Source organism: Streptomyces sp. NPDC029526, from assembly GCF_040637405.1.
Lineage (GTDB): Bacteria > Actinomycetota > Actinomycetes > Streptomycetales > Streptomycetaceae > Streptomyces.
In genome coordinates this window covers 562,823-575,655 of the sequence record NZ_JBEZWE010000001.1, presented here as the reverse complement: position 1 = coordinate 575,655, position 12,833 = coordinate 562,823, and the positions used below count along the sequence as shown (strand labels likewise).

The window sequence follows — 12,833 nt, the reverse complement described above, 5'->3', positions numbered from 1 at the left end:
GCGCGGGCGGCCCGTGCGGTTCTCAGCGGGTGAGGTCCGTCTCCATGATCGTCGTGAGGCGGGCCCCCGCCTCCTCCGCCCGGGCGTGCTCCAGGCGGAGGGTGGCCGCGCGGCCCCGGGTCGTCAGGGTCATCAGCTGGTTGCCGAACCAGGGGCCGCCCGTCCGGCGCCAGGACACCGGTGGGCGTCCGCAGCCGCCGTGGCGGGCGAAGGCGCGGCCCAGCAGCCGGGCGAGGCCGCTCCAGCCGAAGCGGAAGCCGAGCTTGATCGTCATCGGGACGGAGTTGTGCACCGGGGAGCAGGTCAGCTGCACCACGCGGGCGTCCGGGCCGGGCCGCCCGCGCCAGGAGGGTTCGGCGACGTAGGCGTGGTGGACGTCCCCCGAGAGCACGCACACGGTCGCCGGCGCGTCCGGGCCGCTGCCCGCCTCGGCGATCAGCTCGCCGAGCGCGGCGAAGGAGTCCGGGAACGCCGCCCAGTGCTCCAGGTCCGCCGCCCGCCGCAGTTTCTCCCCGAACCGGGCCCAGCGCGGCCCCTTGTCGCCCCGGGCCAGCACGGAACTCCACGCCTCGACGTCGTGCACCAGGTGCGGCAGCAGCCAGGGCAGGGACGTGCCGATGAGGAGGTGGTCGCAGGAGGCGGGGTCGTCGAGGGCCTGTTCGCGCAGCCAGGCGGCCTCGCCCGGGTCGAGCATGGACCGCTCGCCCTCCGCGAGGACCCGGGCCGCGCGGCTGTCCACCATCAGCAGCCGCACCCGCCCGAGGTCGCGCCGGTAGCTCCAGCGGACGGTGGTGGCGTCGGCCTCGGCGTCGGAGGCGAAGGCGCGCAGCACGTCGGTGCCGTCGGGCTCCTCCCGTACGGCCGCGTACACCGGGTCGGCGGCCAGCTCGCGCGGGGAGAGGTTGCCCAGGTGCTGGTACACCCAGTACGACATCAGGCCGCTGAGCACCCGTTCCCGCCACCAGGATGTGGCCCGCATGTCCTCGACCCAGGAGGCGGAGGTGTTCCAGTCGTCGATCACGTCGTGGTCGTCGAAGATCATGCAGGTGGGGACAGTGGACAGCAGCCAGCGCACCTTCGGGTCGAGCCAGCTCTCGTAGTACAGGTGGGTGTACTCCTCGTAGTCCGCCACCTGGCTGCCCGGGGCCTCGCGCAGGTCGCGGCGGGCGGCCAGCCAGGCGCGGGTGGCCTCGGAGGTCTCGTCGGCGTACACCTGGTCGCCCAGCAGGACCAGCACGTCCGGCCGTTCGCCCCCCGGGTCGGCCGCGATGCGGGCGGCGAGGGCGTCCAGGGCGTCCGGGCCGACGGGGTCGTGCTCACCGGTGGGCGGGGAGGCCCAGCGGCAGGAACCGAAGGCGATGCGCGTGTCGTCGGCCCGTCCGGGGGTGGCGATGACCGACGGCGGGAGGCCGGGGAACGGGTCGTCGGGCAGCGGCCACACGCGGGTGCCGTCGAGGTGCACCTCGTACGGCACGGCCGTGCCCGGGGTCAGGCCGCTCACCTCGACGAGCGCGTAGTGGTGACCGGCGACCTGGAACGTCTCCGCCCGGCCGCCGGCCCCGTCCGCGCAGCGCACCTCGGCGGTGCCCGGACGGCTCGTCTCGACCCAGACGGTCGCGGACGAGCCGTCGACGTGGCGCAGCAGCGGTCCGAGTCGCAGTCCGGCCATGTGGTGACCCCTTCCTCCGTCGCCCCGTACGGTACGCAGCGACGGAGGACGGCGGGAGAACCGTGCGGTCAGCAGTTCGCCAGGTGGCTCTGCAGGGCCGACTTCTCGGCCGAGTCGACCGAGAGGCCGTAGTAGTACTTCACGTGTACCCAGGCACGCACGTACGTGCAGCGGTAGGCGGTGCGGGAGGGCATCCAGGCCGCCGGGTCCTTGTCGCCCTTGGCCTGGTTGACGTTGTCCGTGACCGCGATGAGCTGCGGGCGGGTGAGGTCGTTGGCGAAGGACTGGCGCCGGGAGGTGGTCCACGCGCCGGCGCCGGAGTCCCACGCCTCGGCGAGCGGCACCACGTGGTCGATGTCGACGTCGGAGGCGGCGGACCAGGTGGCGCCGTCGTACGGGGAGTACCAGCTGCCGCTGGTCGCGGCGCAGGAGGAGTTGGTGACGACGTTGGTGCCGTCGCGCTTGAGGACGGTCTCACGGGTGTTGCAGGTGCCGCTGATCGTGCTCCAGTGCGGGAACAGGTCGCGGTTGTAGCCGGTGCGGTCCTCGACGCGGACCGGGAGGGAGGCGAGGTAACTGCGGGCGGTGGCGGCGCTGACCGGGGTCGGGAGCGCCGCGGAGGCGGCCGGGCCGTTGAACAGCCCGGCGGAGGCTATGAGTCCGGTGAGCGCCGCGACGATGCCGAGCCGTCGACGCGCGTAGACCTGGGGCATGCGAACTCCCTTGTGGGGTGCGGGCGTTGAAGTGAGCAGGGGAATGCTCGCCACGCCGGGTTGCGGGAAGGGGTGGGCCCGGTGAGAAGCTAATGACGCGCCCATGACATGTCTATGGTTGAGGCGTGAATCTTTCGCGGGGAAGCCTGAGCGGGGGCGTGGCGTACCCTGGAGGGCGCAGAAGGGGAGTAGCCCTACGCCGGACCGTCGACATACTGCTCAGCCCGCTGAGCCGGCGCCCGGAGGCCGACCACCGCGAGACCGCGGGGGTGGGCCGGCGAGACCTTCGGCATGCAGTGCACACCCGTGCCGCACGGTACGGGTGCCGTGCGCACTGCCGTGCCGAGGTGTCCGCGGAATCGCACAGCACTCTCGGCGGGGCAGTCCCGACCGATTGAGGAACCGTTGATCAGCCTGACCGTGACGGCCGTCGTCTTCGGCGTCGTCTTCCTCGCCGAACTGCCCGACAAGACGGCGCTCGCCGGACTCGTCCTCGGCACCCGCTACCGCGCCTCGTACGTGTTCGTCGGCGTCGCCGCCGCGTTCGCCGTGCACGTGGCGCTCGCGGTGGCCGCCGGCAGCGTGCTCACCCTGCTGCCGCAGCAGCTCGTGCAGGTGATCACGGGCCTGCTCTTCCTGGGCGGCGCCGCCGTGCTGACGTTCCGCAAGGACGAGGACGAGGAGGAGATCCGCAAGCCGGAGAACCAGTCCTTCTGGAAGGTCTCCGGGGCCGGCTTCATGCTGATCCTGGTCGCCGAGTTCGGTGACCTCACGCAGATCATGACCGCCAACCTCGCCGCCCGCTACGACGACCCGCTCTCCGTCGGCCTGGGGGCGGTGCTGGCGCTGTGGTCGGTGGCCGGGCTGGGCATCGTCGGGGGCAAGGCGCTGATGAAGCGGGTGCCGCTGCGGCTGATCACGCGGATCGCGGCCCTGCTGATGCTGGGCCTCGGTGTCTGGAGCCTGTGGGAGGCGGCGACGGCGTGACCTGCCGCCGGGCAGTTCCCGCGCGGGCACTGCCCGGCGGGTCACGGCCAGGGTGCGCGGTCACGGCCGTGGGCGCGCGGGCGGTGCGGGGCGGTCGCCGCGGGCCGGTGATCCGCGCGCCGGGGGCAGGGGGCCGGCTTCCGGCGCCGTTCCGGTCCGGGGTGGTCGCCGTGGCCCGGTGGTCCGGGGTGCCGGTCGGCCGGGCCGCCGGGCCGTGGCGGAGCCACGCCCCGCCGTTCGGGGGGCGGCACGGGTGGTCCGGGGGTGAACGCCCGGCGAACGGATCGTGACCTCGGTGGCAGGTCCGGGAATTCTTTTGTACCGTGGATGAACAAAGTGGCTCCCGCCCGTTCTCCCTGACCGGCGGGCGGGGCCGCCTTGTTTCGCCTTGTTCCCCGCCCCGCCGGGGCCCGGTCCGTCCCGTCCGGAGTCCGGCCCGCGACCTCCTGGAGCTGCCGATGACGGCCCCCCTCGTGCTCACCGCCCGTGCCCTGCTGCTCGACATGGACGGCACCCTGGTCAACTCCGACGCCTCCGTCGAGCGCGTCTGGCGGCGCTGGGCGGCGCGGCACGGGCTGGACGGGGACGAGGTCATGAAGGTCGTCCACGGCCGCCAGGGCTACGCGTCCATGGCACTGCTCCTCCCGGACCGGCCCATGGAGCAGAACCACGCCGACAACGCGCGCATGCTCGCCGAGGAGACCGCCGACACCGACGGCGTGGTGGAGGTCCCGGGCGCGGGCGCCTTCCTCGCCTCGCTCGCCGGTCTGCCGCACGCCCTGGTGACCTCGGCCGACGTCGCGCTGTCCACCGCTCGCATGGCCGCCGCCGGGCTCGCCCTGCCGGACGTGCGGGTGACCGCCGAGTCCGTGGGCGCCAGCAAGCCGCACCCCGAGGGTTTCCTCAAGGGGGCCGCCGAACTCGGGGTCGACCCCGCCGACTGCGTCGTCTTCGAGGACTCCGCCGCGGGCATTGCCGCGGGCCGCGCCGCCGGGATGCGGGTCGTGGGCGTCGGCCCCCGGGCGCCCTTCCTCGACCCGGACGTCGCGGTGCGCGACCTCACCGGGGTGCGGGTCGGGCCGGCTCCCGACGGCACCCTCCGGCTGACCGTGTCCGAAGCGGTGCCCACCCGCCCCGACGCCACCGCCTGAGCCGGCCCCCGCCCGGCGGCCCGGCCCGCCACCGGTCCGGACCGCTCCCGGCCCGCCCTCGGCCCGGACCGGCCCCCGGGACCGGACCGGCCCCCGGGACCGGACCGGCCCCCGGCCCGGACCGCCGGGACGCGGTGGCCGGGCAGCGGGCGCCGAACGGGTCCCGGGGGGTGGGCGGCCGGTCCCGGGAGGGTGGACGACCCGGCGGCGGGTTCCGGAACGGCCGCTGGGCTGCCCGCACCCTCGGGCCGGAGGGCGTCCCCGGGAGGAAGACGCTCCTCGCACCGGGCGCACCCGTCACCGGGCGCACCCGTCACCGGACGCACCCGTCACCGGACGCGCCCGCCGGCCGGGTGCTCACGGCCGGGCTACGGCTCCCGGGTCTCCGACTCCAGCCGGTTCCGGGTCTGCGGGCCGTAGGTCCCCATCTCCCCGCGGAGGCCGCGGGCCCACTGGTAGGTGCGCAGGGCGTCCTCGACGCGCCGGTTGAACTGCCCGTGGATGTCGTCGTTGTACAGGAACAACTGGCGCAGCCTCTGCTGGAGTTCGACCACCTCGGGGCCCCGGTCGCCGCGTCGCAGCACCGGGCCGGCGCCCTGGCCGTCCCCCTCGGCGTCGCCGTCCCCGGGGGCGGCTTCCGCCGGGGTGGCGGACGTCGCGGTCGCGGACGGTTCCGCCGACGGCGACGCGCTCGCCGACGCCTCGGCGGACGCCGACTCCGAGGCGGACGGCGAGGCGGACGCGCTCTCGCTCTCCGACGCGGAGGCGGAGGCCGGGGCGGAAGACGGGGCGGACGGGGACGTGCCGGTGGCCGGTGCCGAGGAGGGCGGGGCGGTCGGCGCGTCCGGCACGCTCGCCCGGACGTCGTCCGGCAGCGCTCCGTCCCGCGAGGGCGTCTCGTAGGAGAACAGGCCGCTGGCCCACCCGGCCGCCCCGATCACCAGCACCACGGCCCCGGCGGCCGAGACCAGTGCCGTCCTGCGGCGCCGGCCCCGCTGAGCGGCGGTGGGAGAGGCGGGGGAGGTGTCCGGTGTGACGCCCGTCGCCGGGCTGGACGCCGGGCCGGACGGACGGGGCTCGAACAGGTGCAGGTCGGTGGCGCTCGGCTCCGTCGTGGGCGGTGCGAGAGGGGTGGGGAGCACCGTCGTGGCATCGGCGGCACCGGCCGGACCGGGGGTGCCGGCCGGGTTCTGCGGGCCCGCCGCACCGTGTCCGGGCGAGGCCGCCGGTCCGGCGCCCGTCGTCCCCGCGGCCCGCCCCGGCCGGGCCGCCGGGGTGTCCGAGGGCCCCGGGGTGACGGCGCGCAGGGTCATCGTGGCGTCGGAGGCCGGTGGCCCGGGCCGGCTCCCGCCCGGCAGCGCGCCCTCCGCCGGACCGCCGACCGGACCACTCGAGAGTCCACCTGCGGGGCCCGAAGCCGGGCCCGAGGAACCACGCACGGGGCCGGCACCCGGGCCCGGCGGATCACCTACGGGGCGGGCCTCCGGGCGCGAGGAACCACCGGCAGGGCCGGAAGCCGGGCCGCCCGTCGAACCGTCCGCCTCGCCGTCCGCCGCGTCGCCCGCCTCGCCGTCGGCGGAACCGTCCGCCTCGGCACCGGCCGGAAGGGCCGCCGGACCGTCCTCCGGCCGTCCCGCCCCACCCGTCGGCGGACGCCCCGCCGCCCTCCCGGGCGAACCGGGCACCGCGCTCCCCGTCGCGTCCCCGGCCGAACCGGCGGCAGGACGCCACGACACGTCGGAGGCCGAACCGGTCGCCGGCCGCCCCGCCGCGTCCTCGGGCGAGTGCCGTGCCGGGCCGTCCAGTTCGACGTAGGGCCGGATCCGGAGCGGGTCGAAGTCCTCGGCCGCCGCCGCCTCGGCGGTGCGGGCGTCGCGCAGGGCGTCGGAGGCGCGCTCGGTGCAGGTGCAGGAAGGGGTGTTGTCCCGGTTCCTGGGCGTGCCGCATTCAGGGCACGGGGATCCCGTCGGTCGGTCCACGCGTCGTCCCTCCCCTCACGAACTCCAGAGATTATGCAGATCATCTCCACACCGCGGTCCCCACGCCCCCGGAATGCAGGCTTCCGGGAGGACTCAACAGGCCATAACGGGTCACACCGATCACGATGGGGGAGGACCACCGGACTCTGTGGAGGGCTTCATGGCCGGGGACGCGCACGGATCGACCCACGACGCGGGCCGCGCGCAGCCCGCACCCGGCGCCGGGCGGCCGTCGGGTGCCACCGCCCGGCCCGCCCCGAAGGGCGCGGCGGGCGCGGCGCACGGCACCGACGGGGGCGCGGCGCCCCCGGACGGAGGGCCGGGGGCGGCGCCCCCGCAGGACGGCGAGGCCCCCGGACGGGTGTCCGGCAGCATCGTCCTCCCGATCGGCGCGCTGCTGCTCGGTCTGCTGCTCGCGGCACTCGATCAGACCATCGTCGCCACCGCGCTGCCCACCATCGTCAGCGACCTCGGCGGTCTGGAGCACCTGTCCTGGGTGGTCACCGCCTACCTCCTCGCCTCGACCGCTGCCACCCCGCTGTGGGGCAAGCTCGGCGACCAGTACGGGCGCAAGAAGCTGTTCCAGATCGCCATCGTGATCTTCCTGGTGGGGTCCGTACTGTGCGGCGCGGCCCAGGACATGGCCCAGCTGATCATGTACCGCGCGCTCCAGGGGCTCGGCGGCGGCGGACTCATCGTGCTGTCCATGGCGATCGTCGGCGACCTGGTGCCGCCCCGCGAACGCGGGCGCTACCAGGGCCTGTTCGGCGCGGTGTTCGGCACCACCAGCGTCCTCGGGCCGCTGCTCGGCGGGCTGTTCACCGAGCACCTGAGCTGGCGCTGGGTGTTCTACGTCAACCTGCCCGTCGGAGTCGTCGCGCTCGCGGTGATCGCGACGGTGCTCCACCTGCCGCGCGCCTCCTCCCGGCACGTCATCGACTACCTCGGCACCTTCCTCATCGCCTCCGTCGCCACCTGTCTCGTCCTGGTGGCCTCCCTCGGCGGCACCACCTGGGCCTGGGGTTCACCGCAGATCATCGGCCTGGCCCTGCTGGGCGCGGGCCTCGCCCTCGCCTTCGTGGCCGTGGAACGCCGGGCCGCCGAGCCGGTGCTGCCGCTGAAGCTGTTCGGCATCCGCACCTTCACCCTCGCCGCCGTGATCAGCTTCATCATCGGCTTCGCGATGTTCGGGGCGATGACCTACCTGCCGACGTTCCTCCAGGTGGTCAAGGGCGTCAGCCCGACCATGTCCGGTGTGTACATGCTCCCGATGGTGGCCGGCATGCTGCTGGCGTCGACCGGCTCCGGCCAGATCGTCAGCCGCACCGGCCGCTGGAAGGTGTTCCCGCTCGCCGGCACCGCCGTCACCACGCTCGGACTGGTCCTGCTCCACCAGCTCCACCCGGGCAGCAGCACCGCCGTGATGAGCACCTTCTTCTTCGTCTTCGGGCTCGGGCTCGGCCTGGTGATGCAGGTCCTGGTGCTGATCGTGCAGAACGCCGTCTCCTACCAGGACCTCGGCGTCGCCACCTCCGGCGCGACCTTCTTCCGGTCCATCGGCGCCTCCTTCGGCGTGGCCATCTTCGGCACGATCTTCGCCGGCCGCCTCGACGACAAACTGCTCGACGCCTTCCGCGGCGCCCCGCTGCCGCCCGGTGCCTCGGTGGAGGGGCTGGAGGCCGACCCGCGCGGCATCGAGAACCTGCCCGCCGCCCTGCGCCCGGCGGCCGTCGACGCCTACAGCACCGCCATCACCGACGTCTTCCTCTACGCGGCCCCGGTCGCCCTCGCCGGGTTCGTCCTCGCGTGGTTCCTCAAGGAGGACCCGCTGCGCGGCTCGGTCACCGCTCCCGACGGTACCGAGACCCTGGCCAGCAACCCCGTGCACCGCTCGTCCTACGACGAGGTGTACCGGGCGCTGTCCCTGCTCGGCACCCGGGAGGGGCGGCGCGAGATCTACCGCACCGTCACCGAACGCGCGGGCTACGACCTGGCGCCCGCGGCGAGTTGGCTGCTGCTGCGGATCCGCAGGCACGGCGAGGTGGAGCCGGCTCTGCTCGCCGAACGCAGTCCCGTCCCGCTGGACGTGGTCATCGAGGCCGCCCGCCAGGTGGAGGTGCGGCGCCTCGCCGTCCGCCGGGGGCTCGGGCTCGTCCTCACCGACGAGGGCCGGCAGGCCGCCGAACGGCTGGCCCGGGCCCGTGAGGAGTCCCTCGCCGAACTCCTCGGCGACTGGTGGGGACCGGACCGCCCGACCGACCTGGTCCACCTGGTCCACGAACTCACCGACGAACTCTGCGGCTCCAGCAGCGAACGCCCGCACGACGAACGGGCGGTGACGCGGGCCCCGTGACGGCCGGGGAGCCGGGCGCGGACGGACGTCGCGCGCTCCGGAGGGCGGCGCCCAGCCGCCCGCACGCTCCAGCCGCCCGCACGCCCCGCCGCCCGCCCGCGCAGCCGCCCGCCCGCTCAGCCGAGCGTCTTCGCGAACCAGAGCTCGGCCGTGGGCTCCGCGTTGTGCGGCTCCGTCTCCCCGTACCCGAGGCGGGCGTACAGGGCGCGGGCCTCGACGAGGTCCGCGCGGGTGTCGAGCACCATCCGGGTCGCTCCCGCCGCCCGGGCCGCCTCCTCCACGGCGCCCACGAGCAGCGCCGCGCCGCCGGTGCCGCGCCGGTGCGGGCGCACGAACACCCGCGTCATCTCGGCGGTGGAGCCGTCCCCGAGCAGGCGGAAGCCCGCCGTGCCGGCCGGCTCGCCCGCGTACCGGCCGACCAGCAGCCGGCCGGTCGGCGGGGTCAGCTCGCTGCCCGTGGCGGCGGCGATCTCGCGCTCCAGTTCCTCCGGTTCGGTGCGCCGCCCCTCGTGCAGCAGGTACCAGCGGTCGCTGACCTCGGTGTAGTACGCCCGCCACAGGGCCAGCGCGTCGGCGGAGTCGTACGGTTCGGGGGCCACGGTCCAGTTCATGCCCGTAGCGTGCGAGGAACGTGCGCCGGTCCGCAAGCGGGTGACAGGGCCTCCGCCCCGCTCCCGGGTTGCGGACCGGCCCGGTTTGTGGCACGGGCTTCGGGACACCCGCAGAAAGGAACCGGCTCGCGAGGAGTGCCGGTCGGACCGGAACCCGGAAGGCATTCATGTCCACTGGCCTGATCATTGCGTTGATCGTGATTGTTGCGGTCGTCGCCGTCGCCGCGGCCCTGCTGATGCAGCGCAGCCGCGGGCCCCGGCACGGTGTCGGCCTGAAGCGGCGCTTCGGACCCGAGTACGACCGGGCGGTGGCCCGGCACGACGGGGACACGAAGGCGGCCGAACGGGAACTGGCCGCTCGCGTGGAGCGCCACGGCGACCTGCGGGCACGGCCGTTGGAGCCCGCCGAGCGGGAACACTACGAGGCGCGCTGGACGGCCGCGCAGGAGCGGTTCGTCGACTCGCCGGGTGACGCGGTGGCCGAGGCGGACCGGCTGCTCGCCGAAGTCGCGGGAGCCCGGGGCTTCCCGGACGCCGGCCAGTACGAGGAGCAGCTCGCCGCGCTGTCCGTGCACCACGCCCACCACGTCGAGGGCTACCGGCGCGTGCACCGTGTCGCGCAGGCCCGCGTCAACGGCGGCCACGAGGGCGGCGCCGGCACCGAGGAGCTGCGCGAGGCCATGGTCGACGCCCGCGCCCTGTTCGAGGACCTCGTGCACACGTCCCGGCACGACGGCGGGCGCCACCACCGCGCATCCCGTGACGACGGCCACCGGGCCCCGGCCGCACGCGGCTCCCGGATGCCGTCCCTGCTGCACCGTCGCCAGGCGAAGGAGAGCTGATCCATGTCCGACACGACCCGCCGCCCCCTGGACGAACACCACGGGACCGGCCACGACCTCCACCGCGACACCGTCGGCGGCGACCTGGCCGGTGCCCGCGAGGGCGCCCCGGACCGGCAGGCCGGCCCGACGGGTACCACCCGCCCGACCGGCGCGACCGGCGTGCAGGACGGCACCTCCGGTCTCCGCGACGACGCGTACGGCCGCACCGACGGCCGCACCGGGACCGGCACGACGCCCGGCGACGGGCAGCCGTCCGGCCCGGCGGCCACGACCGGCCGCACCACCGCCCCGGCCGCCACGCCGGGTGCCGCCCCGGCCCCCGGTACCGCCCCCTTCGGGGACGGCGGCACGCGAACCGGCCCCGACACCGGGCACACCCCGTCGGCGCACGGCGGTTCCGGCGGCACCCTGCTCCCGCACGGCGAACTCGACGCGCTCACCGCGCAGTTGCACCACGCCGTCACCGGGTTCGTGGACGCCCCGCGGGAAGCCGTCGAGGAGGCCGACCAGGTGCTCCAGGAACTCACCGCCCGCTTCACGGAGGCGGTGACCGAACGCCGGCGCACCCTGCGCCGGTCCTGGCAGACCACGGACGGCTCCCCGGAGCCGGCCGCCGCGGCGACCGACACCGAGCAGCTGCGGCTCGCCCTGCGGGACTACCGCGAACTGGCGGAACGGCTGCTGCACGTCTGAGGCGTCCGGGGCGGGCGTCCGGGGCGGCTGCTACCCGCCCGCCCCGCCCGCGTCCGCCCGGCGCTCCCGCCACTGCCGTACGACGTCCTCGACGTCGTACGGCTTCCTGCCCAGCGGGGGGCCGGGCGGCGGCTTGTACATCATCTCGCGGATACGGGCGTTGATCTCCGTGAGGATCTTCCGCACGGCCCGTTCCGAGGGGGCCGCGAGGGCCGCCTCCAGGGCGTCCTCCGCCTCCTTGCGCAGGGCCAGCCCCGGCGGCAGGTACGAGATGCCCTCGCGGGCCATCTTCCGCTTCACCCACCACATCTCGTCGTAGGCCGTCTCCACCTCCGGCGGCAGCGGCCTGCCCGCGCCCGGCAGCCGCTCGAACTCCCCCCGGCGCTCGGCGTCCCGGATCTGTTTGTCCACCCAGGTCCCGAAGTCGACGCCCGGTGGCTTCCGCTCGGTCATGAGCCCCATTGTGCCGGACGCCGTGCGGCCGGGCGTTTTATCATGCGGCGGCAGCGAGCCGTTCCGGCCGCCGCACCGGGCCGACGCGGCCCCGGGGACCGGGACCGTACGGGGCCCGCCAGGACTGCTCAGGAGGAGCGCACGTGCTCGAACTCACCATGGCCGCCGTGTCCGCGGCGGAAGAGGGCGCCACGGCCGGGATGCTCATGGCCGACGCGCCCAGCGAGCCGGGTGCCGTGCTGCTGGTCGGGCGGGACCGGGCGGTGTGCCGGCTGTCGACACCGGACGACTGGCTGTTCGTCTCCCGGGTGCACCTGGAGTTCCAGTGCGGGCAGGACGGCGGCTGGCACCTGACCTGGCTGCGCGGATCCCTGCCGGAGCCGTCCTCCGAGGTCCGGATCACCGTCGGGGAGCACGCCCACCCCGTCCCGTACGGCGGCAGCGTCGCACTGCCCCGGGGCGGGAGCGGCGAGGTCGTCATCCAGGACCGCGCCGCGCCCCGCAGCGTCAACGTGGGCTTCTACCACGAGGTGTGATCCGCCGGGCCCGGCACGCTCCCGCGCCGCCCCGGCTGCCCGCGCCCGCCCCGGCTGCCCGCCCCGCCCCGGCTCCCGATCCCGCCAAGGGCTCCCCGCCCCGCTCAGGCCACCACGCGGGCCAGGGCGAAGCCGTCGTAGCCCTTGACGCCGACCGTCTGGATCGCGGTGCCGTCCAGCCGCGGGTGGCGGCCGATGAGGTCGAGGGCCGCGCGGGTACCGGTCACGTCGGGGGCGTCGTCGTCCGGGTCGGCGACCCGGCCGCCGCGGACGACGTTGTCGACGATGATCAGCGAACCGGTCGTGGTCAGCTTCAGCGCCCCCTCCACGTAGTGCGGGTTGTTGGCCTTGTCGGCGTCGATGAAGACCAGGTCGAACGGCTCCGCGCCCTCCTCGGCCAGCCGGTCCAGCGACTCCCGGGCCGCGCCCACCCGCACCTCCACCCGCTCCGCCAGCCCGGCACGGGCGAGGTTGCGGGTGGCGACCTCGGCGTGGTGCGGGTCGTACTCCAGGGTGATCAGCCGCCCGTCGTCCGGCAGGGCGCGGCCCAGCCAGATCGTGCTGTACCCGCCGAGCGTGCCGATCTCCAGGATGCGGCGGGCGCCCTGCACCCGGGCGAGGAGGTGCAGCAGCTTGCCGTGGGTGGGCGCGACGGCGATCGGGGGCAGCCCGGCGGCCTCGCTGTCGCTCAGGGCCGCCGCCAGGGCGTCGTCGGGTTCGCCGGTCAGGAGCCGGCCGGCGAAGTAGTCGTCCACGTCGTGCCACAGCTGCGCGTCGTTCAAGGTCCCGTGCCTTCCGGTCAGGTGAGGGTCGCCGGTGTCCACCGGCGACCGCCGAGGAACA

Annotated in this window: 12 protein-coding genes; 6 read left to right on the top strand and 6 right to left on the bottom strand. The window is 75.4% G+C overall.

Annotated features, from left to right (window positions below; translation table 11 throughout):
- Nucleotides 1–22 precede the first annotated feature (22 nt).
- Together AB0F01_RS02550 and AB0F01_RS02545 are read right to left on the bottom strand one after the other, a co-directional pair.
- Nucleotides 23–1,669, bottom strand: coding sequence for an alkaline phosphatase D family protein (locus tag AB0F01_RS02550; protein WP_362089259.1), 1,647 nt, complete (start codon nucleotides 1,667–1,669; stop codon nucleotides 23–25).
- A gap of 68 nt (nucleotides 1,670–1,737) precedes the next feature.
- Nucleotides 1,738–2,382, bottom strand: coding sequence for an HNH endonuclease family protein (locus tag AB0F01_RS02545; RefSeq protein ID WP_362089258.1), 645 nt, complete (start codon nucleotides 2,380–2,382; stop codon nucleotides 1,738–1,740).
- 405 nt (nucleotides 2,383–2,787) lie between these two features.
- On the opposite strand from AB0F01_RS02545, the gene AB0F01_RS02540 reads away from it, so the two are divergent.
- Both AB0F01_RS02540 and AB0F01_RS02535 read left to right on the top strand, forming a co-directional pair.
- Entirely contained in the window at nucleotides 2,788–3,369 is a 582-nt protein-coding gene (locus AB0F01_RS02540) for a TMEM165/GDT1 family protein (RefSeq protein WP_362089257.1), read from the top strand.
- A 458-nt stretch (nucleotides 3,370–3,827) separates the two neighbouring features.
- Nucleotides 3,828–4,520 carry an HAD-IA family hydrolase gene (locus tag AB0F01_RS02535; RefSeq protein ID WP_362089256.1) on the top strand — a complete coding sequence of 231 codons (693 nt, stop codon included), beginning with the start codon at nucleotides 3,828–3,830 and terminating at the stop codon, nucleotides 4,518–4,520.
- A gap of 368 nt (nucleotides 4,521–4,888) precedes the next feature.
- Here the strand turns inward: AB0F01_RS02535 and AB0F01_RS02530 are convergent, their stop codons facing one another.
- Entirely contained in the window at nucleotides 4,889–6,499 is a 1,611-nt protein-coding gene (locus AB0F01_RS02530) for a peptidoglycan-binding protein (protein ID WP_362089255.1), read from the bottom strand.
- Between the two features lie 160 nt (nucleotides 6,500–6,659).
- Between AB0F01_RS02530 and AB0F01_RS02525 the strand changes: the two genes are divergently transcribed.
- On the top strand, nucleotides 6,660–8,852 hold the full coding sequence (locus tag AB0F01_RS02525) for an MFS transporter (RefSeq protein ID WP_362089254.1): 2,193 nt from the start codon (nucleotides 6,660–6,662) through the stop codon (nucleotides 8,850–8,852).
- 116 nt (nucleotides 8,853–8,968) lie between these two features.
- Here AB0F01_RS02525 and AB0F01_RS02520 read toward each other — a convergent pair whose 3' ends face one another.
- Nucleotides 8,969–9,463 (bottom strand): GNAT family N-acetyltransferase, encoded by a 495-nt coding sequence (locus AB0F01_RS02520; RefSeq protein ID WP_362089253.1) that lies wholly within the window; start codon nucleotides 9,461–9,463, stop codon nucleotides 8,969–8,971.
- Nucleotides 9,464–9,630: 167 nt separating this feature from the next.
- On the opposite strand from AB0F01_RS02520, the gene AB0F01_RS02515 reads away from it, so the two are divergent.
- Nucleotides 9,631–10,305, top strand: a complete 675-nt coding sequence (locus tag AB0F01_RS02515; RefSeq protein ID WP_362089252.1) for a hypothetical protein — start codon at nucleotides 9,631–9,633, stop codon at nucleotides 10,303–10,305.
- A gap of 3 nt (nucleotides 10,306–10,308) precedes the next feature.
- Nucleotides 10,309–11,001 (top strand): hypothetical protein, encoded by a 693-nt coding sequence (locus AB0F01_RS02510; protein ID WP_362089251.1) that lies wholly within the window; start codon nucleotides 10,309–10,311, stop codon nucleotides 10,999–11,001.
- A gap of 30 nt (nucleotides 11,002–11,031) precedes the next feature.
- Here the strand turns inward: AB0F01_RS02510 and AB0F01_RS02505 are convergent, their stop codons facing one another.
- The gene (locus tag AB0F01_RS02505; RefSeq protein ID WP_362089250.1) at nucleotides 11,032–11,454 is read right to left on the bottom strand and encodes a DUF1992 domain-containing protein; all 423 of its coding nucleotides are present in this window, start codon (nucleotides 11,452–11,454) and stop codon (nucleotides 11,032–11,034) included.
- Nucleotides 11,455–11,597: 143 nt separating this feature from the next.
- On the opposite strand from AB0F01_RS02505, the gene AB0F01_RS02500 reads away from it, so the two are divergent.
- The gene (locus AB0F01_RS02500; protein ID WP_362089249.1) at nucleotides 11,598–11,990 is read left to right on the top strand and encodes a hypothetical protein; all 393 of its coding nucleotides are present in this window, start codon (nucleotides 11,598–11,600) and stop codon (nucleotides 11,988–11,990) included.
- 104 nt (nucleotides 11,991–12,094) lie between these two features.
- Here AB0F01_RS02500 and AB0F01_RS02495 read toward each other — a convergent pair whose 3' ends face one another.
- Complete coding sequence (locus tag AB0F01_RS02495) at nucleotides 12,095–12,772, bottom strand: O-methyltransferase (protein WP_362089248.1); 678 nt, start codon at nucleotides 12,770–12,772, stop codon at nucleotides 12,095–12,097.
- Between the last annotated feature and the right edge of the window lie 61 nt (nucleotides 12,773–12,833).